Source organism: Vibrio sp. Vf1514, from assembly GCF_052076135.1.
GTDB lineage: Bacteria > Pseudomonadota > Gammaproteobacteria > Enterobacterales > Vibrionaceae > Vibrio > Vibrio furnissii.
Genome location: NZ_CP197267.1, coordinates 3,155,901 through 3,169,641 on the forward strand (window position 1 = coordinate 3,155,901; position 13,741 = coordinate 3,169,641).

Sequence of the window (13,741 nt, forward strand, 5' to 3'; positions counted from 1 at the left end):
CGATTTTTGGCAATAGTTTTTTTGCCTAATTTTATGCATTTTTTATCGTTCGACTAAAAAAGAGTCAAAAGGCCACAAATCTGCTGGTTTTCTTTACATCTTTTTAAATTTTAGCGCGAATTGACTCACTTTTTCCCAATTGGTGTACTCCACTTCTTTGGTGGTGTCCGTTTCGCCCCCAGTCATGCTCATGATGAAACGAATCATCATTTTGTCGAAGAAACGGTATCTTGGGTAATACAGCGCCCCTGCAAACACGCCAATCAGTGCAGGCTGCCAAGGTGACTTTTTCAGAAAGGTTTGGATATAGACACTGCCTTCCGGCGTATCTTTACCTTGTTCTTCTTTACGTGCCGTCAGATTCACACAGAAGAAAGCGGCTTTACTTTGCGTCAGTTGCGTTAAATGGCGTGTGATGAAGTAATAGAGCTTTTTGTTTAGGTGACCGTAACGAATAGACGCCCCAATCAAAACTTTGTCGTACGCAGCGAAATCCACGCGCTCACATTCGTGCAGATTCTGAATGTCACACTCATACTCGCTCAGCTGCGCTGCGATGGCGCGAATGATTTTTTGGGTTTGCCCTTCTCGGCTGGAATACAACAATAATGCTTTCACAACTTCTTCCTTAGCTACGCCAGAACGTTGGCGTCAGCAATATTAATAACGTGAAGATCTCTAAGCGCCCAAACAACATCGACACCACCAGAATCCATTTGGCCGTATCGTTGACGTTGGCAAAGTGCATTGAGACTTCACCCAAACCGGGACCAAGGTTATTTAGCGTCGCAGCGACTGCGGCAAATGCGCTCAATTCATCCATCCCCGTCGCAATGAGTGCCAACATACACACCACAAATACCAATGCGTAGGCGGAGAAGAACCCCCACACCGCATCCACGACGCGTTGTGGCAGCGCACTATCGCCAATCTTGATGTGATAAATCGCGCGCGGGTGCACCAAGCGCTTCATTTCACGTGCGCCTTGCAGGGTCAGTAGGAACACACGAATGACTTTCATCCCGCCTCCCGTCGATCCGGCACAGCCACCAATAAAAGAAGAGAACAACAGTAGCACGGGTAGAAATAGTGGCCAGTCCGCAAATCCTGTGGTGGTAAACCCTGCTGTGGTTGAAATCGACACGGTTTGGAACAACGCTTGGTCAAAGGCATCGTAAAGCGAATCGTAGGAGTGATGCTTGAGTAACATCAAAAAGCAGATGGCAAACAAAATCGCTTGAATCACCACAAAGGCGCGAAACTCTGGATCTTTCCAGTAGTACTTTGGATGCACCCCCCCCGTCGCAAAAGCAGCGTAGTGCAACGTGAAGTTACACGCGGAGATCAGCAAGAACACCACCGTAATCATGTTGATGGCATAACTGTCAAAATAACCAATGCTGGCATCGTGCGTGGAGAAGCCACCAATCGCAATGGTCGAGAAGCTGTGACAAATCGCATCAAACAGCGTCATTCCCGCCATCCAGAACGAGCCCGCACAAGCGATGGTTAAACTTAAATAGATGTACCACAACGCTTTGGCGGTTTCTGCGATCCGCGGCGTCACTTTATTATCTTTCACCGGGCCGGGGATTTCGGCGCGATACAACTGCATTCCCCCGATCCCCAGTACGGGTAAAATAGCCACGGCCAAGACGATGATCCCCATCCCGCCGAACCATTGCAAGAACTGACGATAAAACAGTATTGCCTTGGGAAGGTTATCCAAGCCGACGATCACCGTCGCGCCGGTGGTGGTCAATGCCGAGAAGGATTCAAAAAAAGCATCGGTGACCGAAACATTGGGATTGTCGGCCAGCAGAAATGGCAGTGAGCCAGCGCTACCGATAACCGTCCAGAACAGCACCACAATCAAAAAGCCATCGCGGGCTTTGAGTTCATGACGGTGACGTCGATTGGGAAACCAAAATACGCCACCGCACAACAGCAGCACAAAGAAAGTCGATACGAAAGGAACGCCAGCGCCGTCGCGATAGATCAAAGCCACCAGCGCAGGGGCCAGCATCGATACGCTGAACAAAGCGAGCAACAGCCCGACGATTCGAATGATTGAACGAAATTGCATGAATAGACTTAACGAAGCTGTGCTTCTGACTTCCTAATTGTTTTCCACACGGGCCACCACAATTTTGGCGCCGCTCTTATTGATCAGACTTTGAGTAAAGTCTTCGGCATGAAGACATTCCAGTTCCACCGTCAGTTGAACGCATTCTCCATACTGCGCGTCCACTTCCACCGCGTCGAATTGCGCCATGATCGATTGCGCCAATGCAACTAATCCGTAGTCTAGCGTCAGGTGTCGTTGAGTGGTGATTTTTTTCTCAATAGTTTGAAGCAACTTAAGCGCTTGTTGCACACCGCCCCCATACGCTTTCACTAAACCGCCGGTTCCCAGCCGAATTCCACCATAATAACGGGTCACCACCGCCGTCATTTCCCCGACGCCCGATCCCGACAACTGCGCCAAAATCGGTTTCCCAGCCGTGCCCGAGGGTTCGCCATCATCACTGAATCCCCACAACATTGAGTCTTGTGGCCGCCCGGCAACAAACGCCCAGCAGTTATGACGCGCGTCCGCATGGCGCGCTTTGATCGCATCCACAAACGCTTTGGCAGCTTCCATATTTGGCGTATGCGCTAAATACGTAATAAAGAGGCTCTTTTTGATTTCTTCTTCAAAACGAACCGGAGCCGCAGGAATGAGATAAGGCTGAACGTTCATATTTCTCGCGCCGTGGTGAAAAGGTCGGCAAGTGTATCACGAGCTGGCAAAAAATGACCTAGGATTGGGATGAGCGCACAATGTTAAACAGATGTTTAAAAAATGTATTGAAATTAACCAATCTCAAGTTCACACTGAGTTTACTGGTCAAACCAGAACATTAATACAACAAAAACTCTCACACACAATCGCGGATTGTATGTCACGGAGATAGACAATGATTTACCAAGCCAAAACCCTACAGGTAAAGGAATTACATGATGGTATTGCGGAGTTAAGTTTCTGCTCACCCGAATCCGTCAATAAGCTTGACCTCGCCACCCTGCAATCGCTTGATGAAGCGCTGGATGCCCTGAATGCGCATGCCGGACTAACCGGGGTTGTGTTAACTTCAAACAAAGACGCCTTCATCGTCGGTGCCGACATCACCGAATTTCTCGGCTTATTTGCCAAGCCAGAATCCGAGCTCGATGACTGGTTGATCTTTGCCAACCGCATTTTCAATAAGCTGGAAGATTTGCCCGTTCCCACCTTATCCGCACTGAAAGGCTTCACGCTCGGCGGTGGATGTGAGTGTGTACTCGCGACCGACTTCCGCATCGGCGATCAAACCACCAGCATCGGTTTACCAGAAACCAAACTCGGCATCATGCCTGGCTTTGGTGGCACGGTTCGTTTGCCACGCCTTGTGGGCGCAGACAGCGCGATGGAAATCATCACACAAGGAAAAGCCTGCCGCGCAGAAGAAGCCTTAAAAATCGGCCTGCTAGACGCGCTGGTCGACAGCGACAAACTACTGGAATCGGCGCTGGCGACGTTAACACAAGCCATCAATGAAAAAGTCGACTGGCAAACGCGTCGTCAGCAAAAAACATCGCCGCTGACGCTCAGCAAGCTCGAAGCGATGATGAGCTTTACCATGGCCAAAGGCATGGTCGCGCAATTGGCAGGCCCACATTACCCGGCGCCAATGACTTCTGTCGTAACGATTGAAGAAGCCGCTCGCTGCGCGCGCGATGAAGCGCTGGCGATCGAACGCAAACATTTCATCAAGCTGGCGAAATCTCAGGAAGCACAAGCGTTGGTCGGTATTTTCCTCAACGATCAATACATCAAAGGCCTGGCGAAAAAATCCGCCAAAGCAGCCAGCAAAGCCACAGAGCGTGCAGCGGTACTGGGTGCCGGCATCATGGGTGGTGGCATTGCTTACCAGTCTGCCAGCAAAGGCGTGCCGGTACTGATGAAAGATATCGCGCAGACATCACTGGATTTAGGCATGACCGAAGCATCCAAGCTGCTGAATAAACAGCTGGCACGCGGCAAAATTGATGGTTTTAAAATGGCTGGCGTTCTGGCTTCCATCACGCCAAGCCTGCATTACGCAGGTATCGAACAAGCCGATGTGATCGTCGAAGCAGTGGTGGAAAATCCAAAAGTTAAAGCTGCGGTATTGAGCGAAGTGGAACAAAACGTCTCTGCTGAGACCATCATTACGTCCAACACCTCAACCATTCCAATTAATCTGCTGGCCAAATCGCTGCAGCGCCCGGAAAACTTCTGTGGCATGCATTTCTTCAACCCGGTACATCGCATGCCGCTGGTTGAAATCATTCGCGGCGAGCACACCTCTGAAGACACCATTAACCGCGTTGTGGCTTACGCCGCCAAGATGGGTAAATCGCCGATTGTGGTCAATGACTGTCCGGGATTCTTCGTCAACCGCGTGCTGTTCCCCTACTTTGGCGGCTTTAGCCTGCTGATGCGTGACGGTGCGGACTTCACTCAGGTTGATAAAGTGATGGAACGTCAGTTCGGCTGGCCCATGGGTCCGGCGTACCTGCTGGATGTGGTCGGTATCGATACCGCGCATCACGCGCAGGAAGTCATGGCGCAAGGTTTCCCGCAACGTATGGGTAAACAAGGCCGTGACGCGATTGATGCCCTGTATGAAGCGAACAAATATGGTCAGAAGAACGGTTCAGGCTTCTATCAGTACACAATTGATAAGAAAGGCAAACCGAAAAAAGCGTTCTCAAGCGATATCCTGCCCGTGCTGGAAACCGTGTGTGGTGAGAAAGCGGCATTTGACGCACAAACCATTATCGCTCGAATGATGATTCCGATGATCAACGAAGTCGCCCTGTGTCTGGAAGAAGGCATTATCGCCACAGCACAAGAAGCGGATATGGCGTTGGTCTACGGCCTTGGTTTCCCTCCTTTCCGCGGCGGCGTGTTCCGTTACCTCGACAGCATTGGCCTAGCTAACTATGTCGCGATGGCGAAACAATATGAACACTTGGGCGCCATGTACCAAGTCCCACAACTGCTGATCGACAAAGCGGCAAAAGGCGAAAGCTTTTACCAGTCACAGCAAGCCAGCTCGCTATAACCCCGTTTGGAAAAGGAATGACAAAATGAATAATGTAGTGATTGTTGATTGCCTTCGTACTCCGATGGGTCGCTCCAAAGGCGGGGCATTTCGCCACCAGCGTGCGGAAGATTTATCGGCGCATCTGATGAAAGGCCTGCTATCGCGTAACCCTCAGGTAGACCCGCACGACATCGAAGACATCTATTGGGGCTGTGTACAGCAAACCTTGGAGCAAGGCTTCAATATCGCCCGAAATGCCGCGCTGCTGGCGGGACTGCCGATTGAAATCGGCGCGGTCACCGTCAACCGTTTGTGTGGTTCATCCATGCAGGCGCTGCATGATGCCACGCGTGCGATCATGGTCGGCGATGCGGAAATTTGTATCGTCGGCGGTGTTGAACATATGGGCCACGTCCCGATGACGCACGGCGTGGATTTCCACCCGGGCATGTCGAAAAACGTCGCCAAAGCCGCAGGTATGATGGGTTTAACAGCAGAAATGCTGGGTAAACTGCACGGCATCAGCCGTGAACAGCAAGATGCGTTTGCCGCCCGCTCTCACCAACGCGCGCAGGCAGCAACACTGGAAGGGCGCTTTAAAAACGAAATCCTGCCAACTGAAGGCCATGCACCAGACGGCACGCTGTTCACGCTCGATTACGATGAAGTGATTCGTCCGGAAACCACCGTGGAAGGCTTGTCGGAACTGCGCCCGGTGTTTGACCCGGCCAACGGCACCGTGACGGCGGGCACCTCGTCGGCATTGTCGGATGGTGCATCTGCGATGCTGGTGATGAGTGAAGCCAAAGCCAACGCACTGGGCCTGACCATTCGCGCGCGCGTGAAGTCGATGGCCATTGCGGGCTGCGATCCCTCCATCATGGGCTACGGTCCGGTTCCAGCGACGAAAAAAGCGCTGCAACGCGCCGGTCTGAGCATCGACGATATGGATGTGGTGGAACTCAACGAAGCGTTTGCGGCTCAGTCGCTGCCCTGTGCCAAAGACCTCGGTCTATTGGACAAGATGGATGACAAGGTGAACCTCAACGGCGGTGCGATTGCGCTCGGCCACCCGTTAGGCTGTTCCGGCACACGCATCTCCACCACGCTGATCAACCTGATGGAAGCCAAAAATGCCAAATACGGCCTGGCGACCATGTGTATCGGCTTGGGCCAAGGCATTGCAACCATCTTTGAACGCCCATAAGCGGCAACTGAAAAGCCAGCAAACGCTGGCTTTTTTATTTCCTGTGATTCTGGCTCAATACGCCTGCAACCAATCTTGATGTAACTGCTCACTGCTACCGAGATAGTTCACCATCCACTCAATCAATTTGTGATTGTCGTCTTTACGCCACACCAAGCAACATTGGCTGAGCGGCAGTTCATCCGGTAAGCGTTTTTCCACCAACTGACCGCTGGCCAATAACGGCTGCGCCATATGCCGCGGCATATACCCCACACCCACACCATTTTTCAGGCATTCAATGGCACTGTACCAATTGGGCAGCAACAGACGTCGCTGCTGCGGATAATGACCCGTGTGGCGCTTGGGCAACACACTCGAAGTATCATCAAGGCAGATCGCCGGAAACTGGCTGACAAATGCTTCAGTGAGCGCTTGCTCACGCACACACGGATGCGCAGGCGACATCACAAATGCCCAATCCAAAACGCCCATGTCACGTACTTCGAAATCGCCCCCCACCGGTACGGCTGACGTTGCGCCGATCACGATGTCAGCACGCCCTTGAGAAATCGCTTCCCATGAGCCGTTGAACACCTCCATGTTGATTTGCAACTCAGCAAATTCAAACGTGCGGTAGAAGTCTTCCACCATCGGCTTCATCCGATCCAATTTCACCACATTGTCTAACGTGACCTTGAGCGTTTTTTGCCAACCGTGCGCCGCCCGCCGCGTTTGCGCTTTCAGCTCTTCCATCTGCCGTAACAGTTGCCGAGCCTCTTGCATAAACAGTTCACCCGCTGGCGTGAGTGCCACCTTACGGGGCAAACGGCGAAACAGCACCACGCCAAGCTCAGTTTCAACCTGTCGCACGCTGTAGCTGATCGCAGAAGGTACTTTATGTAGCACATCCGCCGCCGCGGTAAAGCTGCCCAAACGAGCCACCGTATCGAGCAGCTCCAGCGAGGATTTAGAAAACATGATTTTTACCTATCAAATTTTTTGAACGATAACTAACAAATTTCGCGTTTCATTTCATCTTAAACCAAAAATAAAATAATGACGCTTATAAATCCTGGTTGGCGCCAAAAGAGACTGGATCAAATTGAATTAATTTTTTTGATGAGAAGAACAATGAAAGTATCGCCATTACAACTGTTTTATTTAGCCGCGCTCTCCATGCTCGGCTTTATCGCCACCGACATGTATCTGCCGGCGTTCAAAATCATGGAACAAGACTTTGCCACCGGGCCGGAACAAATTGCGCTCTCTCTGACGGTATTTCTGGTTGGGATGGCTTCTGGCCAATTGCTCTGGGGCTTGGCATCGGACAAATTCGGTCATCGCAATACCCTGATCACCGGGTTGTTGGTGTTTACTCTCGCGTCGGCAGGCTTGGCGTTCTGCGATCAAGTATGGCAACTGCTCTCTTTACGATTCGTGCAAGCGATCGGGGTTTGTGCGCCCGCGGTCATTTGGCAAGCCATGGTGATCAAACGTTACCCAAGCCAAACCAGCCAACAAATTTTTGCCACCATTATGCCGCTGGTCGCGCTGTCTCCGGCGTTGGCACCTCAATTAGGCGTGGTGTTGGCGGATCATTTCGGCTGGCACAGTATTTTTATCGCCCTGACAATCATTGGCCTTGCCTTGGTGATCAGTACTGGCATGCAAAAAAATGTCATCAGTGAACCCAAAACGACATCCATTACACAAGACATCAAACACCTGTTGAGCAGTAAATCTTACCTTGGCAACGTGTTGATGTTCGCCACTGCATCCGCCGCGTTTTTTGCCTACCTTACTGGTATGCCAGAAATCATGGCGCAGTTGGGCTATGAAGCAAAAGACATCGGTTTGAGTTTTATCCCGCAAACCATCGCGTTTATGGTCGGTGGCTACATGGGGAAACTGTGCGTTCGTAAGTTTGGCGATGAAGCCGTACTGAAACAGTTATTGGCGCTATTCACGCTCTCCACGGTCCTGATTTTTATTGCGTCACAATGGACACTGACGTCCATCTGGCCAATTCTGGCACCGTTCTGCCTGATTGCTGTGGCTAACGGCGCGTTGTATCCAATTGTGGTGAACCGCGCATTGTCGAGCGCGAAAGAGAGCCCAGCGACTGCCGCGGGTTTACAAAATAGCCTACAAATCTGTGTGGCCAGCTTGGCCAGTGCCTTGGTGGCCGCTTTTGCCAGCCAAGCACAGATGGTGACGGGGATTGCGATTGTGGTCAGTATGTTCGGCCTGTGGATTGGCTACATTCTGGCAAATCGTGAGTTAAACAAACACTTCACGACGCCAGACAATGCGCGCGTCGTGCAGGACAAATAAAAACGCAGCGCCTCAATCGAGGCGCTTTTTTTGTTTCCGTGAATCGAGAATTCCTGTAAATCGAGCGATCCCGCGAATCAAAAGTTGCCGCGCATCAAGCAGCACTGTTTAGAGACTTTTCAGTCCCCACTTTTCTGCCGTTTGACGAAAAAATCCCTGCGTCTTTTTCAGCTCCACCCAGTGGTTGATGTAATTGATCCACACCTGATCATCCTGAGGTAACAGCATCGCAATCGGGGTGGGACGGCGCGCCGCTTTCACTGGCACAATCGCCAACTGGCTGAATTTGTCCACCAGCGTGGCGGCCTCTACATTGGAGGTCACCGACACATCAGCACGTTTGGCCAACAGTTCCTGATAATCACGGGCTGGCGCTTCAATCACAATGTGCTGCGCATTGGGGAAAAATTCTTTCACCATCTTCTCTTGCACCGTACCAAGCGTGGCGGCCACTTTCACGCTCGGCAGATCAAAGTCCTGCCAATCCTGATAACGGCTCAGTTCACTTTTTTGCACCACGGGTACAAACGCCAGATAGAAATAAGGCTGACTGTAACCGGCCACTTTGGCCCGTGACATGTTGAGTGAGGCGCTGCCGGTGATGTCATATTTATTGGCCGTGATGCCATTCACCAAAGTTTTCCAATCGGTGGCCACGTACTCGACCGTCACCCCAAGATCGTTGGCCAATTCAGTGGTCACATCGATATCAAACCCTCGATAACGATTGGTCGCCGGATCTTTGATGCTCATCGGATTCCAGTCACCGGTCGTTCCAACACGCAGCACGCCGGTATTCAACACCGTCTGCAGACGACTTTGTGCATAACTCGGCACGACAACCAACAAACACAGCCCCAAGAGCGCGATTCGTTTTCTCATCATTTCATCCTTAAATAGCGGGCCATTCAATATCTTGCACTATGGTTAACATAGCAGTATCTCTGCTGTTTTTTTAGTCAACTGAGGTGGCGAGTGATTCGACAATACAGTGTTGGCCTATGTACGCTGCTGCTCACCGGATGCAGCCAATACCAATGGGGCTGGTATGTTCTCGATCCGTTCACGGCTCAAGGTGTACGGAATCTTACATTTCTCATTGCAGGCTTTGGTGACACGCTCAGTCTGTCATTGCTGAGTATGGTACTGGCCATGGGATTGGGGCTGATGGTGGCTCTGCCTGCGCTGTCGCCGCGTCGCACGTTGCGCCAAGCCAATCGCGTGTATGTTGAGGTGGTGCGCGCAATTCCGCTGTTAGTGCTCCTGCTGTGGATCTATTACGGCTTGCCCGTGTTGTTTGACCTGTCACTCAACCATTTTACCGCCGGGGTCATGGCGCTGAGTCTAGCGGAAAGTGCCTTTATGGCCGAAGTGTTTCGAGGCGGGATTCAAGCCATTGATCGTGGCCAGCACGAAGCGGCCCAAGCCCTCGGGTTACGTGATTGGCAAAAAATGCGTTTGGTGATTCTGCCTCAGGCATTGCGGCACATCCTGCCGCCCTTGGGCAATCAGTTTATCTATATTCTGAAGATGTCATCGCTGGTGAGCGTGATTGGGTTGAGCGATCTGACCCGCCGCGCCAATGAGCTGGTGGTGACGGAATATTTGCCGCTCGAAATCTACACCTTTTTGGTTCTAGAGTATCTGATACTGATTCTGCTCGTGTCGTACGGCGTGCGCCGCTTGGAGAAGAAACTCGCACTGCCTAAATAAAAAAGCCTGCTTTACAGCAGGCCTTGCGTTTTATTTTTGCTTCACTGGGCGTTGCCACCCCGTGACAATCTTCTCTTTAGCGCGAGTGATCACTAACTCACCCTCACCCACATTGCGCGTCAATGTGGTGCCCGCACCAATCGTGGCGCCGTTCGCAATGGTGACCGGAGCCACCAGTTGGCTATCCGATCCGACAAACACATCATCACCAATCACGGTTTTGTGTTTGTTTGCGCCATCGTAGTTGCAAGTGATTGCACCCGCACCAATATTGACGCGTTGACCAATTTCAGCATCACCTAAATACGTCAGATGGTTGGCTTTTGAGCCCTGACCCAAACGCGCGTTTTTCACTTCGACAAAGTTGCCAACGTGCGCATCGTTTTGCAATTCAGCGCCCGGACGCAGACGAGAGAAAGGCCCCACGGTACAATCTTCACCGACAGTCGCGCCTTCAATCACGCTGTACGGACGAATCACGGTATTGTCGTCGATTTCACAATCTTTCAGAATTGAACCTGCACCGATCACCACATTATTGCCGATCGACACCGATCCTTCGATGATCACGTTCACATCGATTTCAACGTCCGTACCGCACTGCAACTCACCACGCAGATCAAAGCGCGCCGGATCGCGCAGCATCACGCCTTGCTCCAGCAGCTTGTTCGCCTGACGCGCTTGGAAAGCACGCTCAAGACGCGCCAATTGAATGCGATCGTTGACGCCTTCCACTTCAATGGAACTCACGGGATGTACGGCTTCGACCGCACGGCCTTCATTGTGCGCTGCTGCAATCACGTCGGTCAGGTAGTATTCACCTTGTGCGTTGTTGTTATTTAACCCAGCCAACCAACGTTTCAGATCGCCGCCTGTCGCGACCATCACACCCGTGTTGATCTCTTTAATCAGTTTCTGCTCTTCAGTGGCATCTTTCTGTTCGACGATCGCCACGACGGGGCCATTCTTACGCACAATACGACCGTAGCCGGTTGGGTTATCCAACACCACTGTCAGTAGCGCAATGCCGCCTGTTGGCTGAGCATCCAATAAACTGTCAATGGTCTCTTCTGAAATCAGCGGCACATCGCCGTACAACACCAGAATTTTTTCATCATCTTCAAACTGAGGCGACGCTTGATCCACCGCATGACCGGTGCCCAACTGTTCTGCCTGCAATACCCAGTTGACGTTTTCATCCGCCAGCGCTTGCTTCATTTGATCACCACCGTGGCCGTACACCAGATGGATGTTGTGCGCACCTAAACTATTACAGGTGTCGATGACGTGTTTCGCCATCGGTTTGCCCGCAAGCGTATGAAGCACTTTGGGCATGTTGGAATGCATACGGGTGCCTTTACCCGCAGCAAGAATCACTGCACTAAATTTCATTGGGAACCTAACTTACCTGACGTAAACACAAATAATGTCAGCATTTTAGCGGCTTAATTTGAGGGTGTTAAATGATTGGCGTAAATTTCTGATAAAAATTAAGCAAAAAGGCGACCGAGCGGTCGCCTTTGGGTCTCAACATCGTTAATGGGATTAACGACGTTTCTTTGTCAACTCGATCACTCGAAGCTGAGCAATGGCTTTAGCCAGTTCACTGGCCGCTTGCGCGAAGTCCATGTCGCCATGCTGATTCTGAATGTGTTCTTCAGCGCGACGTTTGGCTTCTGCTGCCTTCGCTGCGTCTAGGTCTTCACCACGGATTGCTGTATCAGCCAGCACAGTCGCTGTGCCAGGCTGAACTTCAATGATACCACCAGAAACATAAATGATTTCTTCGTGGCCGTGCTGTTTCACAATACGCACCATTCCCGGCGTAATAGCGGTCAGCAGCGGAGTGTGGCCGTGGAAAATACCCAGCTCACCTTCGCTACCGGTCACCTGGAACGTTTCAACGAGACCGGAGAAGATTTTCTTCTCAGCACTCACAACATCCAGATGAAAGGTTATTGCTGCCATATCGCCTCCTAGTTAGCCTTATAGCTTCTTCGCATTCTCAAGAGCATCTTCGATTGCACCGCAGTACATGAACGCTTGCTCTGGAACATCGTCGTAGTCACCAGCTAACAGGCCTTTAAAGCCACGTAGAGTTTCTTTTAGTGGTACGTAAACACCTGGGTCGCCTGTAAAGACTTCCGCTACGTGGTAAGGCTGAGTAAGGAAACGCTCAATCTTACGCGCACGAGCCACAACTTGCTTATCGGATTCAGACAGTTCGTCCATACCCAAAATCGCAATGATGTCTTTCAGCTCTTTGTAACGTTGCAGTGTTTGCTGCACGCCACGCGCGATGTCGTAGTGCTCTTGACCCACAACCAGTGGATCAAGTTGACGAGATGTCGAATCCAATGGGTCGATCGCTGGGTACAGACCCATCGCTGCGATGTTACGGTTCAATACAACCGTTGCATCCAAGTGCGCAAATGTGGTTGCTGGTGACGGGTCGGTCAAGTCATCCGCAGGTACGTATACCGCCTGTACAGACGTGATAGAACCTTTCTTGGTTGACGTGATACGTTCTTGAAGTACACCCATCTCTTCAGCCAGTGTTGGCTGGTAACCTACCGCAGATGGCATACGACCCAGAAGTGCCGATACCTCTGTACCCGCAAGGGTATAACGGTAAATGTTATCGATGAACAGCAGTACGTCACGACCTTCGTCACGGAAGCGCTCAGCCATCGTCAGACCAGTTAGAGCAACACGCAGACGGTTGCCTGGTGGCTCGTTCATCTGACCGTAAACCATCGCTACTTTTGATTCTTCAGGTTTCTCGATGTTAACAACACCCGCTTCCTGCATTTCGTGGTAGAAGTCGTTACCCTCACGAGTACGCTCACCAACACCCGCAAATACAGACAGGCCGGAGTGTTGCAGTGCGATGTTGTTGATAAGTTCCATCATGTTAACGGTCTTACCTACACCTGCACCACCGAACAGACCGATTTTACCACCCTTCGCGAATGGACAAATCAAGTCAATGACTTTTACACCCGTTTCAAGCAGCTCAGTTGCGTTAGACTGCTCTTCGTAGCTTGGTGCTTCACGGTGAATCGAGTAAAGCTCTTCAGCACCGATTTCACCGCGTTCATCAATCGCATCGCCAAGGACGTTCATGATACGACCTAGCGTTTTAGTCCCTACTGGTACTGAAATTGGAGCGCCAGTGTTTTCAACTGACATTCCACGACGTAAACCATCCGAGCTACCCATTACGATTGCGCGTACTACGCCACCGCCAAGTTGTTGCTGAACTTCAAGAACCAGACGTTCTTTTGCTTCTGCAACTGTCAGAGCATCGTAAACACCTGGTACTGCGCTCTGTGGGAACTCTACGTCGACTACTGCACCGATGATCTGTACGATCTTACCTGTAGCCATC

Annotated in this window: 12 protein-coding genes; 4 read left to right on the top strand and 8 right to left on the bottom strand. The window is 51.3% G+C overall.

Going from position 1 to position 13,741, the window contains the following annotated elements; genetic code table 11:
- Positions 1-93 precede the first annotated feature (93 nt).
- The 3 genes from hemG to ACS18Q_RS14695 are packed head-to-tail and all read right to left on the bottom strand — an operon-like array spanning position 94 to position 2,743.
- Entirely contained in the window at positions 94-618 is a 525-nt protein-coding gene (gene hemG / locus ACS18Q_RS14685) for a menaquinone-dependent protoporphyrinogen IX dehydrogenase (RefSeq protein ID WP_441257210.1), read from the bottom strand.
- Positions 619-628: 10 nt separating this feature from the next.
- Positions 629-2,086: a TrkH family potassium uptake protein gene (locus ACS18Q_RS14690; RefSeq protein ID WP_004728698.1), complete on the bottom strand. Its 1,458-nt coding sequence runs from the start codon at positions 2,084-2,086 to the stop codon at positions 629-631.
- 33 nt (positions 2,087-2,119) lie between these two features.
- Complete coding sequence (locus tag ACS18Q_RS14695) at positions 2,120-2,743, bottom strand: YigZ family protein (RefSeq protein ID WP_004728699.1); 624 nt, start codon at positions 2,741-2,743, stop codon at positions 2,120-2,122.
- A gap of 217 nt (positions 2,744-2,960) precedes the next feature.
- On the opposite strand from ACS18Q_RS14695, the gene fadB reads away from it, so the two are divergent.
- Both fadB and fadA read left to right on the top strand, forming a co-directional pair.
- A complete protein-coding gene (gene fadB / locus ACS18Q_RS14700) occupies positions 2,961-5,132 on the top strand; it encodes a fatty acid oxidation complex subunit alpha FadB (RefSeq protein ID WP_232658283.1) in 2,172 nt (723 codons plus the stop codon).
- Between the two features lie 25 nt (positions 5,133-5,157).
- The gene (fadA, locus tag ACS18Q_RS14705) at positions 5,158-6,321 is read left to right on the top strand and encodes an acetyl-CoA C-acyltransferase FadA (RefSeq protein ID WP_004728701.1); all 1,164 of its coding nucleotides are present in this window, start codon (positions 5,158-5,160) and stop codon (positions 6,319-6,321) included.
- Between the two features lie 54 nt (positions 6,322-6,375).
- Here the strand turns inward: fadA and punR are convergent, their stop codons facing one another.
- A complete protein-coding gene (punR, locus tag ACS18Q_RS14710) occupies positions 6,376-7,281 on the bottom strand; it encodes a DNA-binding transcriptional activator PunR (RefSeq protein WP_004728702.1) in 906 nt (301 codons plus the stop codon).
- 153 nt (positions 7,282-7,434) lie between these two features.
- Here punR and punC point away from each other — a divergent pair, with 153 nt between their 5' ends.
- The gene (gene punC, locus ACS18Q_RS14715) at positions 7,435-8,637 is read left to right on the top strand and encodes a purine nucleoside transporter PunC (protein WP_004728703.1); all 1,203 of its coding nucleotides are present in this window, start codon (positions 7,435-7,437) and stop codon (positions 8,635-8,637) included.
- A 108-nt stretch (positions 8,638-8,745) separates the two neighbouring features.
- Here the strand turns inward: punC and ACS18Q_RS14720 are convergent, their stop codons facing one another.
- Entirely contained in the window at positions 8,746-9,519 is a 774-nt protein-coding gene (locus ACS18Q_RS14720; protein ID WP_441257652.1) for a transporter substrate-binding domain-containing protein, read from the bottom strand.
- Positions 9,520-9,612: 93 nt separating this feature from the next.
- On the opposite strand from ACS18Q_RS14720, the gene ACS18Q_RS14725 reads away from it, so the two are divergent.
- Positions 9,613-10,350 (top strand): amino acid ABC transporter permease, encoded by a 738-nt coding sequence (locus ACS18Q_RS14725; RefSeq protein WP_441257211.1) that lies wholly within the window; start codon positions 9,613-9,615, stop codon positions 10,348-10,350.
- A gap of 30 nt (positions 10,351-10,380) precedes the next feature.
- On the opposite strand, the gene glmU is transcribed toward ACS18Q_RS14725, so the two are convergent.
- The 3 genes from glmU to atpD all read right to left on the bottom strand — a co-directional run bounded on the left by glmU (position 10,381) and on the right by atpD (position 13,740).
- The gene (glmU, locus tag ACS18Q_RS14730; protein ID WP_004728706.1) at positions 10,381-11,742 is read right to left on the bottom strand and encodes a bifunctional UDP-N-acetylglucosamine diphosphorylase/glucosamine-1-phosphate N-acetyltransferase GlmU; all 1,362 of its coding nucleotides are present in this window, start codon (positions 11,740-11,742) and stop codon (positions 10,381-10,383) included.
- A gap of 153 nt (positions 11,743-11,895) precedes the next feature.
- Entirely contained in the window at positions 11,896-12,318 is a 423-nt protein-coding gene (locus ACS18Q_RS14735) for a F0F1 ATP synthase subunit epsilon (protein ID WP_004728707.1), read from the bottom strand.
- An 18-nt stretch (positions 12,319-12,336) separates the two neighbouring features.
- Positions 12,337-13,740 (bottom strand): F0F1 ATP synthase subunit beta, encoded by a 1,404-nt coding sequence (gene atpD / locus ACS18Q_RS14740; protein WP_004728708.1) that lies wholly within the window; start codon positions 13,738-13,740, stop codon positions 12,337-12,339.
- Between the last annotated feature and the right edge of the window lies 1 nt (position 13,741).

Bases quoted from the DNA above. Each gene is read 5' to 3' on its own strand.
- atpD (WP_004728708.1), bottom strand. From the start codon at position 13,740: ATGGCTACAGGTAAGATCGTACAGATCATCGGTGCAGTAGTCGACGTA.
- fadB (WP_232658283.1), top strand. From the start codon at position 2,961: ATGATTTACCAAGCCAAAACCCTACAGGTAAAGGAATTACATGATGGT.
- punC (WP_004728703.1), top strand. From the start codon at position 7,435: ATGAAAGTATCGCCATTACAACTGTTTTATTTAGCCGCGCTCTCCATG.
- glmU (WP_004728706.1), bottom strand. From the start codon at position 11,742: ATGAAATTTAGTGCAGTGATTCTTGCTGCGGGTAAAGGCACCCGTATG.
- ACS18Q_RS14695 (WP_004728699.1), bottom strand. From the start codon at position 2,743: ATGAACGTTCAGCCTTATCTCATTCCTGCGGCTCCGGTTCGTTTTGAA.
- fadA (WP_004728701.1), top strand. From the start codon at position 5,158: ATGAATAATGTAGTGATTGTTGATTGCCTTCGTACTCCGATGGGTCGC.
- punR (WP_004728702.1), bottom strand. From the start codon at position 7,281: ATGTTTTCTAAATCCTCGCTGGAGCTGCTCGATACGGTGGCTCGTTTG.
- ACS18Q_RS14690 (WP_004728698.1), bottom strand. From the start codon at position 2,086: ATGCAATTTCGTTCAATCATTCGAATCGTCGGGCTGTTGCTCGCTTTG.
- ACS18Q_RS14735 (WP_004728707.1), bottom strand. From the start codon at position 12,318: ATGGCAGCAATAACCTTTCATCTGGATGTTGTGAGTGCTGAGAAGAAA.
- ACS18Q_RS14720 (WP_441257652.1), bottom strand. From the start codon at position 9,519: ATGAGAAAACGAATCGCGCTCTTGGGGCTGTGTTTGTTGGTTGTCGTG.